We start from the raw sequence: 19,470 nt of genomic DNA, 5'->3' as shown, positions 1-19,470 counted from the left end.
CCGTCAGGAGTCAATAAAATGAGCGTTTTGCAGAAACTCAGCCAACACATCAGACAAAAAGGCCTGCGCGCCACCCTCAGTAAAATCTGGAAGCACTACGTGTATTCCCACCAGGAACTGTTGTGGATGGAGCGCGATCTGGTCAGTCCGGTGCCGCCGTACAAACTCAGGCCTTACCCGCCGCTGCAAGTAGTCGCCATCACCCCGGAGAACGCCGTGGCGTTCACCCGTTACTTCGGTGACCGCGTGGACACCATGGCCGAGCTGGCCCGGGAGGGTTACACCGGGCAGATGCACCTGGACGATCAAGGCGACGCCGTGGCCTTCATCTGGGGCGCGGCACGCAACTATCACGACAAGCACTATTACGGCTGCTGGTTCCCGGTGAAAGAAGGTGAATTCTTCGAATTCGGCGGCGAGCTGACCCGTGCGTACTGGGGCACCGCGCTGTCGATGGACCTGCAAACGCAATTGTGGAAAGCCATGCTGGCCCAGGGTTGCCACACGGTGGTGGATGTCTGTGAGTTCCACAATGTTCCTGCTCTCAAGCTGCACATACGCACCGGCTACAAGGAACAAGGGCGGATCATGAACGTCTACGAGCTGTTTGGCCGCTGGCGCTTCTACCGCGAAACCCATTACAGCGGCTCACGCCTGGATGCCTTGCGCAAACCGGCACGTGAACCTGCTACAGCAGCGGTGACCTGACCCTATGGCAGCACGATTCGAATGGCGCACTTCGTTGTGCGCCGCTGATTTCCCGGAAACGGCTTATGAAGCGTTACGTCTGCGAGTGACGGACCACACACCGTTTAACACACTGGCCTGGATGCGCGCGTCCGAACAGGCCCTGACCACCGGGCAACGCTTGCATGTGTTGCTCGGCTGGCAGGGTCATGAGCTGGTCTTGTGTTTGCCGTTGGTGGCCTCCGTCGAACGTTTTTCCAGGCTGCCGTTTCGCGTGCTGCATCACCTTGGCTATCCCCTTGCCGACCGCCTCGCGCTTCTCGCGAAAACGGACTCGGAGAACATTCGCAAGGCACTGATCGAGATCCGTCGACAGCTTCCCCATGCCCTGCTGCAACTCAACGAGTTGTCGGAGCCGGTCGGCGAAGAAAGCGCGCTGACCGAGTGGATGGCGCACAGTTCGACCGGTGAACGGCGCCTCAGCTGTCGGGTGCCGGTGCACGTGATCAGCGATTCGGACCACCAGGAAGTCTCGGGTGACCCGCGCTATAAACTGCGCCGCGCACGTAAACGCATCGCGGCCTGTGGCGCTGTCGTTCGGCGGATTACGCCAGACGGGGCGACCATGGGCCCGTTGTTGCAGGCCATCAGTGAAGTCGAAGCGGTCAGCTGGAAAGGCGATGAAGGCGTCGGGATTTTTTCCGACGAACGCCACCGACAATGGATGGACCGAGCCTTCACCGCCCTCGCCGAACAGGGGCTGGTGCGGGTCGTGGTGCTGGAACTTAACGGGCGCTGCATCAGCTACCGCCTCGGCTTGCTGGAGCAAGGTCGGTTGTACGATTACAACCTCGCGTTCCTGCCGCAATACGCCGATCTGGGCAGCGGCCGGGTGCTGCTCGAAGAGTGGATTCGCTGGGGGCTGGACGAGCACTGGCGCTGGATCGATGCGTCGCGGGTGAGCCTGGAAAACTCCAGCCATCAACTGCACGAACGCATGACCGGACAATTGGAGCATTGGCGCTGGAGTTTCTATTCCTGGCGCCCCAGCGGTCTGGCGTTGGGCCTGGCCCTGAGACTTTGGCAGCGACTCAAACCCTTATTGCAGAAATGGCAAGCCAAACGGGCAGCAGCGACCGTTGCCACTGCACCTGCGCCCGTTGCCGCAGTGGTCAAAGCAGCGAAGCCAACCGACACAAACAGGGAGAGCGACCATGCCTCGCCAAGTCATAGTCAACGCTGACGATTTCGGTCTCAGCCCGTGCGAAAACGCGGTGATCCTCGGTGCCTTCCAGGCCGGGGTGATCAGTTCCGCCACGGCTATGGCCAATATGCCGGCCTTCGAAGCGGCATGCGTCATGGCCCAGCATCCGTTGCTCAAGGACCGGATCGGCCTGCATTTCAACCTCACGTATGGGCGCCCGTTGAGTCAGTCGATTCTGGGTCGAAGGAATTTCTGTGACAGCAATGGGGTGTTCGATCTCAACCTGTCCCGCCATCGCCTCTGGCTCAGTCGGGGGGACCGCGACGCGGTGCTGGAGGAGCTCAACGCCCAATGGCAACGCTGCGTGGACAACGGGGTACGGCCCAGCCACATCGATTCCCATCAACACGTTCACAACATTTGGCCCATCGGTGAAATCGTCGCCCGCTTCGCCGCAAGCCAAGGGGTGGCCGTGCGTCTTGCGCGCAATCTGGGGCAAAACCTGAGTGTGCCCAAGCGCGTGTTCAAGACGTTGCTCAACAATCGTTTGCAGAGCCTGGCCGGTGTGACCGCGGATTATGTGTGCACACCAGTGGACCTGCGCAATGACGTAATGCCGACCGACGGCGTGCTGGAAATCGTGGCTCACCCGACACAGCTTGGCGCTGATTTCGGTGATGCCTATTTGCACCCAGAAGAGTCGCTGACCCTCATTCTAGAGCGGCGCCTTCAAGGTGTGCCGCGGGTTTCCTATGGCGCTATGAACAGCCATTTGGTGACCGGTGAAGCAGCACTCGAATGAGTTACATACGTTGCAACACATTCAAAGCTGGCGCTTTGATATGAACTTTCAAGCTTGATCTATACCCATCAAAAGCGTTTCCACCCACACCCTGGCCTTGGCTAAGGAGAGCGTCATGAGCATCATCGAAAAGCTTCGCGAACGCATAAAACAAAAGGGCTTGAGCCGCACGTTCAACACGCTGTGGAAACGCTACGTGTTCTTCCACTGGGAGCTTTTATGGATGGAGCGCGACCTGACCAGCCCGGTACCGCCGCACAAACTGCGTCCCTATTCGGGCGTGCGCATGGAGACCATCACACCGCAAAACGCCATCGCTTTTACCAAGAATTTTGGTGACCGCGTCGAGACCATGGCCGAACTCGCGGCCGAAGGTCACACCGGGCATATGTACTTGGACGAAGACGGCCACGCGATCGGGTTTATCTGGGGCAGCACGCGCGATTACCACGACCGCCACTATTACGGCTGCTGGTTCCCGGTCAAACCCGGTGAGTTTTTCGAGTTCGGCGGTGAAATGACACGCGCCTATTTCGGCACCAGCCTGTCGGTGGACGTCCAGGTCGCCCTGTGGGACGCGATGCGCGCCCAAGGCTGCCACAAGGTGGTGGACGTCTGCGAAACCCACAACATCCCGGCGCTGAAGCTGCACATTCGCATGGGCTACCACGAACAGGGTCGCGTCACCCACGTCTACGGCCTGTTCGGTCGCTGGCGCTTCTACCGCGAAACTCGCTACACCGGCTCGCGGCTTGATCCGCTGCGCAAACCGGGACGGCCGGTGGTTACGGGGGCGGCGAACGCCTGACTACCGAACCAGAGACCGAGTCGCGGCCTTCGCGGGCAAGCCTCGCTCCTACAGAAGATATCCAGAACACGCCGATTTTGTGTTCGACGGGATTCAAAATGTGGGAGCGAGCCTGCTCGCGATGGCCGCGACTCGGTCTCAGCGCTTCACCCCCACCAACGTAAAACACAACGGCAACTGCGCTTTCTGCTTCTCATACCGGTCATAGAGTTCCTCGCGGTTGGAATGCGGGTACTCCTTGAAGTGGCTGATCTGCAGCCCCGCCTCGATGGCGCCGGTGAAGATGGCGCCCAGGGTGTGGACGAACCAGTAGGACGACGCGGCTTGCTGGTCGACTTTGCCTTCGTAGACGATCGGCTGGTCCTGCACGAACGGCTCGCTGCGAAAGTACGAGCTGTCCAGACGATAGGGATCCGCGGCCTCGGGGTCGACCATTTCCAGGAAGGGGTGGGTTTCGTACACCACCAACGCACCGCCGGGCTTGAGGGTCTGCGCGATATGGTGGAAGAATTCGCCGATGTCGGGCATCCAGTTCAAGACGCCGATGGTAATCAGCGCCACGTCGAAGCGCTCATGCAGTTCAGCCGGCAGGTGATGAATGTCGGCCTCGATGAACTGGGGCTCATGCGGCGAGCGGGACGCCAGTTCCCGCGCCTGATCGAGAAACGCCTCGGACTGGTCGACGCCCACCACGCTGCGAGCCCCCAGCGCAAACAGCGAAATACTTTCCCGTCCGTTGTTGCAGCCCAGTTGCACCACGTCCTTGCCCTCGACGCCGACCTGCTCCAGCACACCGCGAAGTGTGTCATCGATGCAGCTAAAATCGCGATGACTGACCGCCTTCACCAGGGCCTGCCAATCGGGCGCATCCTTGTGGTGTCGGGCGGAGTCGTTCCAGGCATCGCGGTTGCTGGCGATGGCATTTTCTTTGGTCGGCATTTCCATTGCGCACTCCAGGATTCGGGGCTTTGTTGACCGGCACGAGTCTAGATCAGCGTTCTGAAAAACCCATTGGGCATTTGTTGGAATGTTGTAATCCAGGCATCGCGGACGCGTGCCCGCAGGGCAGCTATAGTTAATGGCCTTGGGGAAGTGCGGGAAAACCGATTTTGCAGGTGTTGCCATGAAAAAATCTGATCTGACGCTGTTGATCACCCTCAGCCTGACCGCCATCACCGGCGCCCATGCGGACGACACGCTGACACCCACCACCGACTACAGCAGCAACTTCAATTATTACGGGGCCGACCAGCCCTTCGCCCACCCGGTGCCGCCCTCCCTGAGCACCGTACCGCCGGGGTCATACATCCCGACCGCGCCTCAGGATTTCATCCCGATTGCCAGCCAGCATGAGTTCTACGACTCAAGATTGCCGACCGTCGCGGATGCCTCAGTCCGGGTATTCATCCGCTCCTACGATGCGGTACGCGGCGTCTACGTCAACGAAGAAGTCCTCGACCCCTCGTGCGTGCTCGAATGCCTCATCCGTCAGGGGGCGACGTTGCAGTAATCCTCACCACTGACGTTTGTCCGGGCGTGCGAGGCCGAGTTTTTCAATTCGATATCGCAGCATGTCGCGGCTCAGGCCCAGCAAGCGTGCGGACTTGGTGACGTTCCAGTCGGTCTTGTCGAGCATTTTGCGCACCATGTCGCGCTCGACTTCCGGCAGGTTCATCGACTCGGTGCCGTTGTAGGTCGGGCGCGGTTCGTGGTGCTGGGGCTCTTGCAGCAAGATCGGATCATCCACCAGGCTCAGGCAGACGTTGAGCTGATGGGCGGCAATCGTATCGCTCTGCGCCAACAGCACGGTTTGCTCGAGCATGTTGCGCAATTCGCGCACGTTGCCCGGCCAACTGTAGCTGAGCAGCAACTCTTCAGCCTGATCGCTGAAATGCAGGTTCGGCTTGCCATAGCGTTTGCCGTGGATCGCCAGGAAATGCCGGGCCAGCAGCAAGATGTCTTCGCCGCGGGCATACAGGCGCGGTACCTTGATCGAAATAATGCGCAAACGGAAGAACAGGTCTCGGCGGAACTTGCCCTGTTGCACCATTTGTTCGAGGTTGCAGTTGGTTGCGCTGATCACCCGCAAATCAACCTTGCGTTCCTTGACCGAGCCGACACGGCGGATGGTCCGGTCTTCCAGCAGCTTCAGCAGTTTGGCTTGCAGCAGCAGGTCCATTTCACCGACTTCATCGAGGAACAGCGTGCCGCCATCGGCCGCTTCCACCAGGCCGACTCTACGGTCCTTGGCGTCGGTGAAGGCGCCCTTCTCGTGGCCGAACAGTTCCGACTCCACCAGATTGGAAGGGATCGACGCGCAGTTGAATTCAATGAACGGGCCCTTGGCGCGCGGGCCGTCGAAGTGCAGCGCCCGGGCCACCAGTTCCTTGCCGGTACCGGTTTCGCCTTCCACCAGCACGGGCGGCAGGTCGGTGTTGGCCATGCGCCGCTCGGCGTCGAGCAACTGGGCAATGGTGTTTTTCAAGTATTGCATCGGGCCCGATTCGCCGATCAACGCCTGTACTCCTGACTTCTGCGCCTCGCGCTCCTGATAAAACGACAGCGTGCGCTCCATTCGATCAGTGGCCAGGGCCTTGTCCAGCAGCAGCTTGAGCTCCGGCAAGGCCACCGGTTTGGTGACGTAATGAAAAGCGCCCTCTTTCATCGCCACCACGGCATCTTCGACGTTGCCGTAGCCGGTCATCATGATCACTTTCAGATCCGGCGCGCTGATGCGCAGCTTCTGGATCAGGTCGTGACCGCTCATGCCCGGCAGCGAGTTGTCGGTCAGCACCACATCAGGGGTGAACGTACCCAGTTTATCCAACGCCTCTTCAGCCGAGTGGCAGACCGTCACCTCGAAGTCTTTGCGCTCCAGGTAGGTCTGAATATTCTCGGCCAGGAGTTCATCATCCTCGACCAGCAGTATGCTGTGCTCCATATTCCCCTCCCGTTGCCACTTTAAAGTTGAGACAGACGCGGGTTCCTTCCTGCTCCTGGCTGGTCAGTTCGACCGAGCCTTCGAAACGCTCCATTATTCGTTTGACGAGGGCCAGGCCAACACCCAACCCTCCCTGTTTGGTGGTGAAAAACGGCTTGAAGACCATCTGTTGCTGCTGTTTGGTCATGCCTTTTCCGGTATCACTCAAGGTCATCCGCACCTGTCCGGATCGGGGCTGTTCGATATCGATACTGAGCAGGCCGCCCTTGGGCATGGCCTCCAGGGCGTTGGCAAACAGGCTATTTAGAATCTGCGTGAGCAGCACCTGTTGGCTGACGACCGGTGGACAGGTCTGCGGTGTGAAGCGCACCTCCACGTTCGAACGTCGGATCAGCGCGTCGAAAGCACTCAAGGTGTCGTCGATGGCCAGCACCAGGTCCACCGTTTCGGAGTCGTCGTTCATCGGCCGCAACGACACCAGCAACTCCCGGACCCAACGCGACATGCGATCGACCTGGTTGATGATGTCGCCGATGTTTTTCTGCGCACTCTGGCTGGCGATTTCCTGGGCCAGTTCGGCGCTGGAGCGTATGTTCGCCAGCGGATTGCGCAAGCTGTGGGCGACGGCCGAGGACATTTCCCCCAAGGCGACAAAGGTCTCGTTAGTGATCAATTGCTTTTGCTGGCTCTGCAGCAACTTGGACGCACGCCGCACGATCCAGAACAGCCCAAGGTAGATGACCAGGCCGCCGAGCAGGGTCGCCAGCCAGATCGCCTTGAAGCCACGCTGGATGCGCTCCACCAGGTCCGCCGGTTCCTTGTAGATCTCGACCATGGCAATGACCTTGCTTTTGTCGGCATTGAACATCGGGATGTAATTCTCGATGAACAGATACTCAGGCTCACGCAGCAGTTTCTGTTCAGGACGCTCGTCGTCGATCTCGTGGTAGCTGGTGGACACCAGTTCTTTCATTTCAAAGGATTCGTCCAGTTCTTCATCACCTTCGATGCGCATGCCGATCATCTGTGGATTGGTCGACCAGACCACCGTGCGATCCAGTGCGTACACCACCGCCAACAGCGTGTCCGGCAAGTGCTCGACATGATCGAGAAACTCTATCCGGGCCGCGGCACGGGAGCCGGGATCTACCTCGGGATAGGCGTTGTCCTCGCGCGGATCGAGCATCTCGCCCATGGTTCTTTCGCGGGTGATGCCGGCATGACGAATTTCCGCATCGCCGATGGCCTGGATGAACTGCGCAGTCAGCATGGAATCACGCTCGATGCTCTCATCGACGACAAATCGCGTAGACACATACCCCAACCCCAGCGCCACCGCAGCAATGATGAGAAAGCTGCCCAGCGAAAACCAGCGCAGCAGATTGAACTGTCCACTTCGACCCAGGCCTTTTGCTGCCGGTGTGTCCGGCGCAGGTACTTTTTGTTGTTCCAGCGTCTGCATGGGAGTGTCCTGGCTAAGTGCATCAAGCCTTTCAGCCGTGTCTGGGATCAGTGTAGGTGGCATTGATCGCGGTCGACGGCTTCACTGATAGTATTTCGCCGCTATTGCAACTGCGCCGCTTGCAGCGGTTGCTGACGATCGGTTTCTTCCTGCAAAAATCCCATAATTGACTGCGCAGCGTTCTCATCCAGACGCAGGTTGGGCATCGGGATTTTGTCGAAACGTTCAAACAGCTCCAGCGCGATCGGGTCCTTTTCCGCGAGCATGCGGTCCGGTTCACGGATCCAGCGGCTGAGCCAGGCCGGGTCGCGTTGCCGAGTCACGCCAATCAAATCCGGGCCGATACTGCGCAGCCCGATGCCCTGCCCGTCCAGCGGCCCCAGGCTGTGGCACGACGCGCATCGGGTGCGAAACAGTTCTTCGCCATTGCTCGGCGGACGGATCTCGGGCGCATCGGCGTAACTTTCTTCAACACTGGGTTTCTTCCAGTTCTGCAACGTGTTGGCCAACTGATCGGCGAGGATCCACGGGTTCTCGAACGGCGAGGCTTTCATCCAGCGACCGGTGCTCTGGTTGCCGACGATCAGGCTCAGGTTGTGGTCTTTGCTACGTCCGTTGTCGACGCCTTCGATGAACAGGCCGAGTTTTTTTCGCAGATCGGTGACCGCTTCGAATTCACCGGTCAGAAACCTCCACCCTGGCCCGACCTTGAAGCGTTGTGCGTAAGCCTTCAGCACTTCTGGCGTGTCGCTGAGCGGATCAATGCTGATGGAGTAGAAGAAGATGTCCTGGCCGACCCGGTCGCCCAACAACTTTTGCACCTGACGCAAGCGTGCGGTTTCCAGCGGGCAGGAGTCGCTGCACGAAGTAAATATGAAATTGATCACCACCACCTTGTCCTTGATCAAGTCATCGAAGAAACGCACCTGCTGACCGTCCTGATCGGTCAGCAGGGTGTTGGGGAAGTAATCGCTGCCCCAAGGTGTCGCCGATTCCGTCGGCGACAGCACCCCTTCGTGGGCGAGCAGCACCTGGCTGGCCAGGAGACAGGTCACCAGGACCAGAATCAGGTGCATGCCCAAGGCGCGGGAGCGCGGCGTAGGCGGTGGCGTGTCGGCTCCCCTGCGCTTCATTTTTTCACCGTCACTTGTGGGCCGAAGCCATCGCCATTACGGAAGGTTGGCAGCGCGGCGGAGTTGACGTAGCGCACGCCATCCCAGCTAGGCAACGGTGTCGGCATCAACTGGAATTGCCCGGGTTTCTCAATATCCCAGCGCAGCAGCATCGAGTTGTCTTCATGCTGAGTGTTGTGACAGTGCTCCATGTAAGTCCCGGCAAATTCGCGGAAGTTGATCGCCATCTCGACGCTGTCCAGGCCATCGTTTTCCGAACCGATGCGGTACACGTCCTTGCGTGCCCATTTTTCCCATTCCGGTGGCGCCTTGCCGCCGCGGCTGAGGATGATGCCCTCCTCGAAGTGCACGTGCACCGGGTGGCTCCAGCCCTTGCCGCCAGCCTTGATGTTCCAAACTTCCAAGGTGCCGAAACCGCTGACGCCGGCATCGGTGGGACCGGTTTTCAACTGCGTTGCCGTGTTCAAGCGACGCGGGTCCATGTGGAAGCCGAAACCGCCATCAGTCTTGACCGTCCACGGCGCTTCATCGGTGCCGTCGGAACGGCCAAAGGTGAAAGTGCGGTGGCGCGCCTGGGACAGCAGGACCTTATCAGCGGCATTGTCGCGATGGATTTTCAGCGGGATCATCACCAGGCCTTCGGCTTTACCCGGTTTGGCCGGTTCGTACGCCGCTGGGTCCATGGCCAGATCCTGACCGGTGTAGGCCTTGACGTTCAGTTGCAACACCTTGCCAACCGCAGGGTCGCCCTTGTCCCACTGCGGTCCTTTGCTGCCTTGCTTGATCACCGCCAGGTATTTCTCCGACAGCACATCGCTCAGCGAGACAGGTTCTTTCGGACCTTTGCCATCGTCATGGGCGAGCAGGTTGACGAAGAAAATCTTGTCGCCTGGCTTGATGCCGTTTTTGGCGAAGTTGACGATGATGTCGAAGCGCTCGGCAATGCCCTGGGTTGGCAGGATTGCATTGTGGTTCTGTTTGTCACCGTCGGCGTCGAGATCCATCGTGCCGTCGAATGGCACGCTGTGCTCCATGATGTTGCCGTCATTGGCAATCATGTGGAACGGCACTCGGGCATAGGACACACCGGAGTTTTTCGGCCCCTGAAACTCGCCACTGGTGCCCTTGATTTCACGCACGAGCGCCAGTTTGTAGTAACGCGACACCGAACCGTTGAGCATGCGGAACCGATAGCTGCGGGCGCGCACGTCCAGGGTCGGTTTCCACTGCCAGTTGACCAGCACCTGGTCACCGAGGAAGCCGTCGGTGTTGAACGGGTTGAACCACAGCTGACCAGCCTGATCCCACGCCTTGTCAGCGAACACCAGGTTGACGTCGTAGTCGCGGTTGCCCCACGGCAAGGCGCTGCCGCTGGGGAGACGCAGGTTGACGCCGTCGTTCACCGACTCGTTGCCACGGTCCAGGGCGCTGTAGTAATTCATCATCGCCGCGTTGCCCTTGTAGACGTTCTGCGCGGTGAAATCGAGCATGTGGTCGTGGAACCAGTGGGTGCTCATGGTTTCGCGCCAGTCGCCGCGGATCTTGATCGTGCCGTGGTCGCAGGTCTTGCGGCTGGGGCTTAAATCGTTGGTCCACAGGGTTTCGCCCGGCGAGCAGGGGAACGCTGCGCGTGGATCATGGGCGTCGGTGTTGATGCTGTCGTAACCGGCCAACTGGATCGGCCAGCGATAGTCGTAATACTGCCCCGGGAAGAAAAAGGCGTTGGCATAGCCGTCGCTTTCCGCCGGTGCGTGACCGTTGTGTTCGTGGGTGCTGATGGTGTGCAGGCCAAAGCCCATGTTGGCCGACGGGTCGATTGGTAAGCCGTTGTAATGGCGCATCAGCACCGGCTGACCGTAACGCACCATCAGCAATTTTGGCGGCAAGGTGCCGTCGAAGGTCCAGACCGAGTTGTGGTTCTGCACCGGCATGCTCGGGTGAAAACGCGCGTCGACGCCTTTGGCGGTGCCGTCCGTGGCCGGCACACCGGCAACGTTGTGATAGAGGCCACCGGGGCCGAACTCACCCAGCGCATAGCCATGCATCTGATGGCTGTCACGCCAACCGCTGTTGACCCTCGCCCCGGTTTGCACGGTTTTGTAGGCCGTTTGTGGGTAGAACTCGTTCCAGCGCTGATGCGACCAGCCTTTTCCTGGCGGCCGACCTTCAGCAGAAGAACCGATATGGCGGTTGAGAAAATACTCGATCTGCGCCTGCCACGGGTTGCGGTCCACCACGTTCGAGAACTGGCTGGGGAACGGCGTCAGCCCCGGTTGACGCAAGAAGGCATCCAGTGCCGCACTCGGCGGTGCACTGCGGGCCGCGCTGGTGGGATCTTGTTGAGGCAACGGCCCAATGGCCGCCGGCGGAAAACCCAGCGGCGCCGCCGGTGTGGTGGGGTCGAGTTTTTCCGGGCCGAACTCTTCGAACAGCACAAGCTGCTGAGTGAACGGCTGAGCACCAAACAACGGGCTCGGCTTGCCATTGGTGGGGTAATTGAAACTGGTCTGCACCGTCGGCGGCAGAATGTTTTCCTTACGTGTAGTGTCTCGGCTGCCTTTGACGCCATCGGGCAAATCGAAGGAGTCTTCGTTGGCCTCGGGCATGGTCAAGATGGCGTTCAACGCCGCCGCTTCGTCAGCGGGTTCGTCGTAATACCTGGAAGGATCGTTCGGCTCGGGCTCTCGTTCGTCATCGATGGGGCTGGCACGCAGCGTCGCTGTGCTCAGTGTCATTGTCAGAAGGACGCTTAGAGGCGTTATCAGGCCAAACCATTTGAAGGGGAACCGCGCTTTTCTGTCCATCACCAGCCGCCTCGAAATCGTGAAGGGGGTAGTGGTGGATTTGCAAGGACCTCGCCAGATTTGTAACAGTTTTATACAAAAGCATTAACACTCTACAAAACAATGGCTTATCAACATCAATGTGCCATGACCGGGGAAAACGACTGGGTCCTGACACCCGCTAGCGGGGAAAGTTCACACCCCGTTTCAGGGGATCCGCTTGAACGACAGACGGACACTCGTGCCCTCGCCTTCACGGCTGCCCAGGGTCACCGCGCCGCCAAAACGTTCCATGATCCGTTTCACCAGCACCAGCCCGACACCCAGCCCGCCTTGCTTGGTGGTAAAGAAAGGCCGGAAGGCCATGCTGCGCTGTTCTTCGTTCATGCCCTTGCCGGTGTCGCTCACGACGACGCAAATCCCCCGCGTATCGGTTGGCTCCAGGGTGATGGTCAGCGTGCCGCCCCTGTCCATCGCTTCCACGGCATTGGCCAGCAAACTGTTGAGGATCTGCGTGAGCTGTACCTGCTGGCTCAACACCATCGGCGTCTCCTGCGGCTCGAACACCACCTTCACCCCGGCCTTGGCAATCTGATGCTCGAAGGCCATGAGGCTGTCATGCAAGGCCGCCACCAGGTTCACCGGCTCGGCCTCATCGTTGAGCGGGCGTAACGACTGCAGCAATTCCCTGACCCACTTCGACATGCGATCCACCTGACCGATGATGTCATTGATGTTTTTATGGGCCGGGCCAGTGTCGAACTCCAAGGCCAGTTCGGCGCTTGAACGGATGGTCGCCAAGGGGTTGCGCAGGCTGTGGGCAACCGCCGAGGACATCTCCCCGAGCGCCACGAAGGTTTCGTTGGTGATCAATTGCTTTTGTTGGGTCGCCAGCAGGATTGCTGCCCGGCGCACGATCCAGTACAGCCCCAGATAAATCAGGCCGCCGCCCAGGGCCGTGGCCAGCCAGATCAACGCCAGACCGCGCTCCATACGGTCGATCAGGTCCTTGGGTTCCTTGTAGATCTCGACCATCGCCGTAACAGTATCGCCATCGGCATCGAACAGCGGAATGTAGTTCTCAATGAAGATGTAGTCCGGTGGCGTGATGAACTTTTGCTCCATGCGCCCCTTGTCCACGTTGTGATAGCTGGCCGAAACCGGCGTCCTCGAGGAGAAGGCCTGGTCCAGATCGTCGTCGGAATGGATCGTGGTGCCCATCAGCGCCGGGTTGGTGGACCAGATCACCATGCGGTCCGGGGCATAAATGTTAGCCAGGATCACGTCGGGCAAGTGCTCGATATGGTCAAGGAATTCGCCGCGGGAACTGGCGCGGGCCATGGGGTCAACCTCGGGAAAGTCCCTGTCCTTGCGCGGATCCAGCAGCTCGCCCATGGTCCGCACGTTGGGGATCGAGACATGGCGCACCTCGGCCGAGGCAATCGCCTGAATGAACTGGGACGTAAGCAACGCATCGCGCTGCACGCTTTCGGTAATCACGAAACGCGTCGACACCGCACCCAGCGCCACGGCCACCGTGCCGATCACGGCCATGCTGATGAGCGAGAACCAGCGCAGCAGATTGAACGGCTGTTTGCGCGAGCTCAGGCGGATATCGCCCTCTTCTTTCTGGAGGGTTGTGGTCTGACTGGTCATGGACGTTGTTCCCGGAAACTCCCTATAGGGTTATAGCCCACTGGCCGGTCTTTGCCCGACTTCGGGTTTTGTCCCCCCCACCGATTCCCCGCATACCCCACTGCCCCCATCTACCCCCAATGCTGGGGACAGTCGCCCGCTTCCGCCCTCGGTCCCGTGAAACCGTTTGCGCGCGCCAAGCCTTCACTGCGGGCCTCTGCCGGGCGTTTTGAAAGATTGGTATGGAAGTTGCCAAAACCCTCTCAACTGACCCATCCCTACGGGGCAGGTACTCTGATAGAGGGAATACTCATGCACCCTTTACTGTCCAAAACGGCGACCGCCCTGGTCGTCAGCGCTCTAGCCCAAGGTGTTGCCCAGGCAGCGCTGTTTGCCGTCGACCCCGGTCCCTATGTACCCGCCAACGGCTCATTCGCCGCCTGGTATCAGGACACCCATGGTCGAACCCTCGATCTGTGCCTGTCCAAGGCGGTCAGTTCGCGAGTCCCGAGCGCTCCAGGCGCGCCGACCTACATGTGTAATTTGTTGCCAGCCCCCGGGATCTTTGACGATGCACAACCTGTAGTCTTCCCGACCAACTTCCCCGATGAAGCGTTCTGGTTCACCGGCGACGGCGCCATTGTCGATGCAGCCCGAGGCATCGACCTGACCTATGTCAGTGCCGTCGAAGCGGCCTTCGGCGGTGGCGACCCGCTCGAAGGTGATCAAATCAGCTTTGCGCGCATCCGCATTCGTGTGGACGTGCCCACTGCCGGCACCTATGTGATCACCCACCCCTACGGCGTCGATGTGTTCAACATCGATACCCCCGGACGGCGGGCGATCAACATGACCCGGGACATCGGTATCGGCGTGCCGAAAACCTATGACGGCGCCCTCAAGGGTGATGTCGGGCCGTTCCTGCGCAGCGTCAACGGCCCCTACACCGAAACTAATCCGGTGACCGGTGCGGCGGAGCAATTCGTCGGCGACCCGAACCTTTCGGAAGCCTTCACCGGCAGCCCTTTCAACACCAATTTCATCCGCATTGAAGGGCCCAACGGACTGGACTTGCGCACAACGGTGATGGCCATCTCCGGCAAGTTATCGACGGTGGTCCGTCCGACTCCGATGATCACCCAGCGCAGCACCTACTCGCGCAAGGCCGGTGCAAGCGCCCCGGTGGCCCAGCAAGACGTGTTCGTCATGGCCCCGCCGCCACCGGCCACCGTGACCCTGGACAGCAACAACCCGGCGCTGCACCTGACCGAAGCTGACACCACCGGCAACTGGTATGCGCAGTCCTCGAACAACCCGACGTTGCCGAGCACCCTGCAAGTGACGGCCGACAACCACGTGGCCATCCCAAGCAGCACACCGACCACCCTGTCGATGTCGCTGTCCGACCTGGTTGTCATTCAGCGTGCCGAGTACAGCCTGAGCACCGGGCAAATAACCGTCGTGGCCTCCACCAGCGATGAGACCTCGCCACCGGTGCTCACCGCCACGTCCGGCACAGGAGTCGCCATCGGCGCCCTCAGTGGCGACGGCGCAGTGAAATCACTGGCCACCGGTATCTCGCCGATTCCACCCGCCAAGGTTCGAGTGACGTCCTCCAATGGCGGCACCGATACCGAAGAAGTGGTCATCCTGCCATGAACGCTCACATGCCCAGATCCTCATCAGGAGGCATCATGAACAATTGGCCACGCCTGGCGCTCAACGCCCTGGGACTGACTCTATCGCTGTCCGGCAGCGCATTCGCGCAACTCGCGGCTGTCGACACCGGCCCATATACCTTCGCCACCGGGAAATTCCCGATGTGGTATCAGGACAACAATTTACTCTCGATGGAACTGTGTCAGTCCCGGGCTGCCAGCTCGCGGGTGCCTGCTGCCACGCCACCGGCCTACATGTGTACCCTGCTGCCGGCACCGGGCGTTTTCGACGACACCCTGCCGATGGTGTTCCCGGATAACTGGCCAGATGAATCCTTCTGGTTCCTCGCCGAGACCACCATTCCCAACAACGCCGCTGGCTATGGTATGGACGCCTATGTCGCCGGGATAGAAGCAGCATTTGCCGGCGGCAATCCGCTCGATGGCGATCAAATCAGCTTTGCGCGGATTCGCATGCGGATCAACGTACCCGTCGCCGGGACCTACACCATCACTCACCCTTATGGCGTGGAAACGGTCAATGTCACGACTCCCGGTCGACGCGCAATCAACATCACACGCGACATCGGCGTCGGTGTGCCGGGGAATTTCACCGGTGCACTCAACGGTGCCATCGGACCGTTCCTGCGCAGCGTCAACGGCCCTTACACCGAAGTGAACCCGGACACCGGGGCCGTAGAAACCTTTGTCGGTGACCCGAACCTCACCGAGCCGGTCACCGGCAGTCCCAACAACACCAACTTCGTGCGTATCCAGGGGCCGGCGGGGACCATCGAAACCAGCCTCTTCACCGTGTCCGGCAAAGTTCTCGACAACCGTGCACAAACCCATGTGGAGCTCGGCCGTGCCACTTACCGCCGCACTTCCTCGGGTACCGGCAGCAGCACCCGGGTCGAAGTCTTCGGCAAAGCGGACAACAGCTCGACCCTGTGCATGCGCGAAACCCTCGCCCTGGTACCCGGCCCACCGCCTACGCCCTGCCAAACCACTATGGTCGGTGACAACAATGGCTTGTTCTTCGGCAATCACCTGATCACCGGCCCCTTACCTCCGGTCGTGGTGATCACTGCCACCAACCCTACCGGCACCACCCGACCTACAGCGGTGTCGAGCAAGCTCACCGACCTGGTGAAAATCCAGACCGCTCGCTACAACTGGAGCAATCACAGCTTGCTGATCGAGGCCACCTCCACGGATGAAGTGGCGGTGCCGGACATGGTTGCGCAAGGTTACGGACGTCTGTCGAAATCCGGCACCCTGCAAAAACTGACCGTTGCCGACCTGACCCAGCCACCGGCCACCGTCACGGTCAAATCCGCCGCTGGTGGTAGTGATACCGAGCCAGTCGTGGTCGTCGGGACGGCACCGGACACCGGGGAAAACCAGGCGCCGCTCTCCGTCGCAGACGCCGGCAGCACCAGCTTCGGCGTGCCGCTGACCCTCAACCTGCTGGCCAACGACAGTGACCCCGACGGCAACACGCCGCTGAGCATCACCGCGCTGACCCAACCGGCTGCCGGGCAAGGCACCGTGGCATTGAGCGGCACGACTTCGGTGGTCTACACCCCGCCGGCCGTGGTCAATGCACCGCTGACAACGACCTTCACCTACAAGGCTCAAGACCTCAAAGGCCTGGCCTCGACCGCTCCGGCGACCGTGACCATCACCGTGGCGCCTAACCAACCTCCGGTGGCCGTCGCCGACAGCATCGCAACCCTCGGTGTGGCGATACCGATCAACGTGCTGGCCAACGACACCGATCCTGAAGGCAACGTGCCGCTCGCCGTCGCCAGCCTGACCCAACCGGCAGCGGGTCGCGGCACCGTCACTACCGACGGCACCGTGATCACTTACACCCCACCGGCCACGGTCACCACGGCCTTCACCACGACCTTCACCTACATCGCCCGGGACAGCTTCGGCGCCCTGTCGACGCCGGCGACAGTCACGGTGCAAGTCTCGCCACGACCTGCTGCGGAAACTTTCACAGTGACCACGGCAACGGTGTCGGCCCGCTCCAATAACCGCTTCACCTGGGACTTTGCGGGCACCTCATCGGTGATCACCGGCAACACCATCACCGTGCAGGTCACCACCCCAACCGGGCTGGTAACTCTGGGCACCACCACGGTGCCAGTGACTGGCCGCTGGAGGTTGACGGTGAACAACAGCACCACGGTGATCCCGTCAGCTAATCCGACGGCGACCATCCGCTCGTCGCAAGGCACCGTGCGCACCGTGACGGTCATCGCCAACTGAGCCCTCGCCCCACCCGCCATTTGGTGGGTGGGGCCGGCCTCTTCCCACAGGACAACGCCATGAAAACGCCGACCGCCGCCCTGCTCTGCCTGCTTCTGCTTTGCAGCAGTGCCGGCGTGCGCGCCGACGATTTGATGGAGAACGACGACCTGGCACCCTCCGCCGACCTCGGCGAGTTGCCTCCACCGGTTGGCCAGCACGCGCTGATCGACCAGAACGGTCAGGCCAACGTGGCGCTGGTGCAACAGAACGGCCAGTCGTTGCTCGGCACCATCGTCCAGTCGGGCAGCAACCAGGAAGCCTGGATCCTGCAACAAGGCAGCGACCTCATGGCATTGATCACCCAGCAAGGTTCCGGCAACGCCGCCTCAATCACACAAAACGGTAGCCACAACCGCGCGCAGATTTCCCAGAACGGCAATAACAACGACGCCAGCATCGACCAGGCCGGTACGGGGCTTTCAAGCGCCGTGACCCAGTCGGGAAATGGCATGAGCGTTTCGGTCAAACAATATCGCTAAAGCACTGCACCACTTGGAGGTTTCATCATGTTCAAACTGACGCCCCTCACCGCCGCCATACTGGTCATTGTCAGTGCCCAGGCGATGGCCGACGACAGCGTTTCCACCCAGGCCCAGGTCGGCACCGCCAACATTGCCGAAGTGAAACAGACCGCGGCCCCGTTCAGTACCGCAGCCCAACAGCAACTCGGCCAAGGTAACGATGCCATGGCGGTGCAAGACACCGCCACCGGCACCATCACCCAGGATCAGGTCGGCGACTTCAATGCCAGTTACGGTGAGCAACTGTTCGAGAACGGCAGCACCATCGTCCAGCAACAGGTCGGCAGCCTCAATACCAGCCATGCCAGCCAGTCGATCGGCATGGGCGAAAACCAGGCGCTGCAACAACAGGCGGGCAGTGGCAACTTCTCGTTCCTCTATCAGGACAGCCAGGAAGCCACCAAAGGCCAGACCTTCCAGTTCGGTGACGCCAACGAGGCCAATATCGAGCAGATTCAACTGGGCATCGCCAACAACGCAACGATCATCCAGTACGGCACCGCCAACTACGGCACCGCCGAACAGATCGCGCACATGGGCGGCGAGATCGGCATCAACCAGGCCGGCGAAGGCAACTATGCCTATGGCGACCAGCGCGACGGCAATGGCGGCGTCGTGACCATCAACCAGTTCGGCGACTTCAACGCCACGGAAGTCTGGCAAGGCGGACAAACCGGCAGCGAGGCCACCGTCAACCAGTACGGGCAAACCAACGAAACCGTGGTCGACCAGAGCTTCGGCCAAAACAACAACGCCCAGGTCCTGCAAGTCGGCGACGTCAACGCCATCTACGCCGACCAGTTCGACTCCGTCGGCTCGGTGCTCGCGCTGTACCAGCAAGGCACCGGCAACGTGCACTTCACCTACCAGAGCGGCGACAGCCATGTGCTGAACGCCACCTCCGTGGGTACTGAAAACAAGGTCTACGCCAGCAACTGGAAAGGCCCGCAACTGGGCGGCCAATTCGGCAGCAACCAGCGTGCGACCGTCACCCAGGCGGGCAACGGCAACATCGCCAGCTTCAAACAGGATGGCGTCGGCCACATCATGACCACCAACCAGACCGGCAGTGGCAACAAAACCACCATCAGCCAGGCCGATTCCTATAACGAGCTGTACTTCGACCAGAACGGCAGCGACAACATCCTGATCGCCGACCAGCGCGGCACCACCAACCTGGCCCAGGGCACCACCAACGGCACCGGCAACACCACCGAGTTCGACCAGTCCGGCACGGGCAACCAGGCGTTCACCACGCAACTGTATGGCAGCGACAACATGATTACCGTCAAACAGGCTGACACCATGAACGTCGCCTACGTGACCCAGGGCGGTACCGGGAACACGGCCAGTGTTGATCAGAGTGGCGTGACACAAATGGCGACGGTCCAGCAGTTGGGCAGTGACAACCGGGCGACTGTGTTGCAGCAGTAATCGCAAGGCATAAAAAACCGCGGCCCTCGGGGGTGGGTCGCGGTTTTTTTTCGGTAAGGCGGTGGCGAATTGGATGCCTG

Annotated in this window: 15 protein-coding genes; 9 read left to right on the top strand and 6 right to left on the bottom strand. The window is 60.5% G+C overall.

Going from position 1 to position 19,470, the window contains the following annotated elements; all coding sequences use genetic code 11:
• Nucleotides 1-18 precede the first annotated feature (18 nt).
• The 4 genes from ACA075_RS12110 to ACA075_RS12095 all read left to right on the top strand — a co-directional run bounded on the left by ACA075_RS12110 (nucleotide 19) and on the right by ACA075_RS12095 (nucleotide 3,501).
• Nucleotides 19-708 carry an N-acetyltransferase gene (locus ACA075_RS12110; protein WP_497298670.1) on the top strand — a complete coding sequence of 230 codons (690 nt, stop codon included), beginning with the start codon at nucleotides 19-21 and terminating at the stop codon, nucleotides 706-708.
• 4 nt (nucleotides 709-712) lie between these two features.
• Nucleotides 713-1,930 carry a GNAT family N-acetyltransferase gene (locus tag ACA075_RS12105; protein ID WP_497298669.1) on the top strand — a complete coding sequence of 406 codons (1,218 nt, stop codon included), beginning with the start codon at nucleotides 713-715 and terminating at the stop codon, nucleotides 1,928-1,930.
• Nucleotides 1,902-2,693, top strand: a complete 792-nt coding sequence (locus ACA075_RS12100) for a ChbG/HpnK family deacetylase (protein WP_497298668.1) — start codon at nucleotides 1,902-1,904, stop codon at nucleotides 2,691-2,693. Before ACA075_RS12105 ends, ACA075_RS12100 begins: the two co-directional genes overlap by 29 nt.
• Before the next feature lie 115 nt (nucleotides 2,694-2,808).
• Nucleotides 2,809-3,501 carry an N-acetyltransferase gene (locus ACA075_RS12095; RefSeq protein WP_497298667.1) on the top strand — a complete coding sequence of 231 codons (693 nt, stop codon included), beginning with the start codon at nucleotides 2,809-2,811 and terminating at the stop codon, nucleotides 3,499-3,501.
• Nucleotides 3,502-3,639: 138 nt separating this feature from the next.
• Here the strand turns inward: ACA075_RS12095 and ACA075_RS12090 are convergent, their stop codons facing one another.
• Entirely contained in the window at nucleotides 3,640-4,446 is an 807-nt protein-coding gene (locus ACA075_RS12090; protein ID WP_497298666.1) for a class I SAM-dependent methyltransferase, read from the bottom strand.
• 178 nt (nucleotides 4,447-4,624) lie between these two features.
• On the opposite strand from ACA075_RS12090, the gene ACA075_RS12085 reads away from it, so the two are divergent.
• On the top strand, nucleotides 4,625-5,011 hold the full coding sequence (locus ACA075_RS12085; protein ID WP_497298664.1) for a hypothetical protein: 387 nt from the start codon (nucleotides 4,625-4,627) through the stop codon (nucleotides 5,009-5,011).
• 3 nt (nucleotides 5,012-5,014) lie between these two features.
• Here ACA075_RS12085 and ACA075_RS12080 read toward each other — a convergent pair whose 3' ends face one another.
• The 5 genes from ACA075_RS12080 to ACA075_RS12060 form a co-directional block, all read right to left on the bottom strand.
• On the bottom strand, nucleotides 5,015-6,442 hold the full coding sequence (locus ACA075_RS12080; RefSeq protein ID WP_497298663.1) for a sigma-54-dependent transcriptional regulator: 1,428 nt from the start codon (nucleotides 6,440-6,442) through the stop codon (nucleotides 5,015-5,017).
• A complete protein-coding gene (locus tag ACA075_RS12075; RefSeq protein ID WP_497298661.1) occupies nucleotides 6,411-7,904 on the bottom strand; it encodes a sensor histidine kinase in 1,494 nt (497 codons plus the stop codon). Before ACA075_RS12075 ends, ACA075_RS12080 begins: the two co-directional genes overlap by 32 nt.
• A gap of 101 nt (nucleotides 7,905-8,005) precedes the next feature.
• On the bottom strand, nucleotides 8,006-9,037 hold the full coding sequence (locus tag ACA075_RS12070) for an SCO family protein (RefSeq protein ID WP_497298660.1): 1,032 nt from the start codon (nucleotides 9,035-9,037) through the stop codon (nucleotides 8,006-8,008).
• Nucleotides 9,034-11,841: a multicopper oxidase domain-containing protein gene (locus ACA075_RS12065; RefSeq protein WP_497298659.1), complete on the bottom strand. Its 2,808-nt coding sequence runs from the start codon at nucleotides 11,839-11,841 to the stop codon at nucleotides 9,034-9,036. Before ACA075_RS12065 ends, ACA075_RS12070 begins: the two co-directional genes overlap by 4 nt.
• A 186-nt stretch (nucleotides 11,842-12,027) precedes the next feature.
• On the bottom strand, nucleotides 12,028-13,476 hold the full coding sequence (locus ACA075_RS12060) for a sensor histidine kinase (protein WP_497298658.1): 1,449 nt from the start codon (nucleotides 13,474-13,476) through the stop codon (nucleotides 12,028-12,030).
• A gap of 291 nt (nucleotides 13,477-13,767) precedes the next feature.
• Between ACA075_RS12060 and ACA075_RS12055 the strand changes: the two genes are divergently transcribed.
• Genes ACA075_RS12055 through ACA075_RS12040 form a run of 4 tightly spaced genes read left to right on the top strand, consistent with a single transcriptional unit; the run spans nucleotide 13,768 to nucleotide 19,390 of the window.
• Complete coding sequence (locus ACA075_RS12055; protein WP_497298657.1) at nucleotides 13,768-15,114, top strand: hypothetical protein; 1,347 nt, start codon at nucleotides 13,768-13,770, stop codon at nucleotides 15,112-15,114.
• Between the two features lie 35 nt (nucleotides 15,115-15,149).
• A complete protein-coding gene (locus ACA075_RS12050) occupies nucleotides 15,150-17,393 on the top strand; it encodes an Ig-like domain-containing protein (protein ID WP_497298656.1) in 2,244 nt (747 codons plus the stop codon).
• A 59-nt stretch (nucleotides 17,394-17,452) separates the two neighbouring features.
• Complete coding sequence (locus tag ACA075_RS12045; RefSeq protein WP_497298655.1) at nucleotides 17,453-17,914, top strand: curlin; 462 nt, start codon at nucleotides 17,453-17,455, stop codon at nucleotides 17,912-17,914.
• Between the two features lie 27 nt (nucleotides 17,915-17,941).
• Nucleotides 17,942-19,390: a curlin gene (locus ACA075_RS12040; RefSeq protein WP_497298654.1), complete on the top strand. Its 1,449-nt coding sequence runs from the start codon at nucleotides 17,942-17,944 to the stop codon at nucleotides 19,388-19,390.
• The last annotated feature ends 80 nt before the right edge of the window (nucleotides 19,391-19,470 follow it).

It is taken from the genome of Pseudomonas sp. LBUM1663, from assembly GCF_059695905.1.
This window is presented reverse-complemented; position numbering and strand designations above follow the sequence as displayed.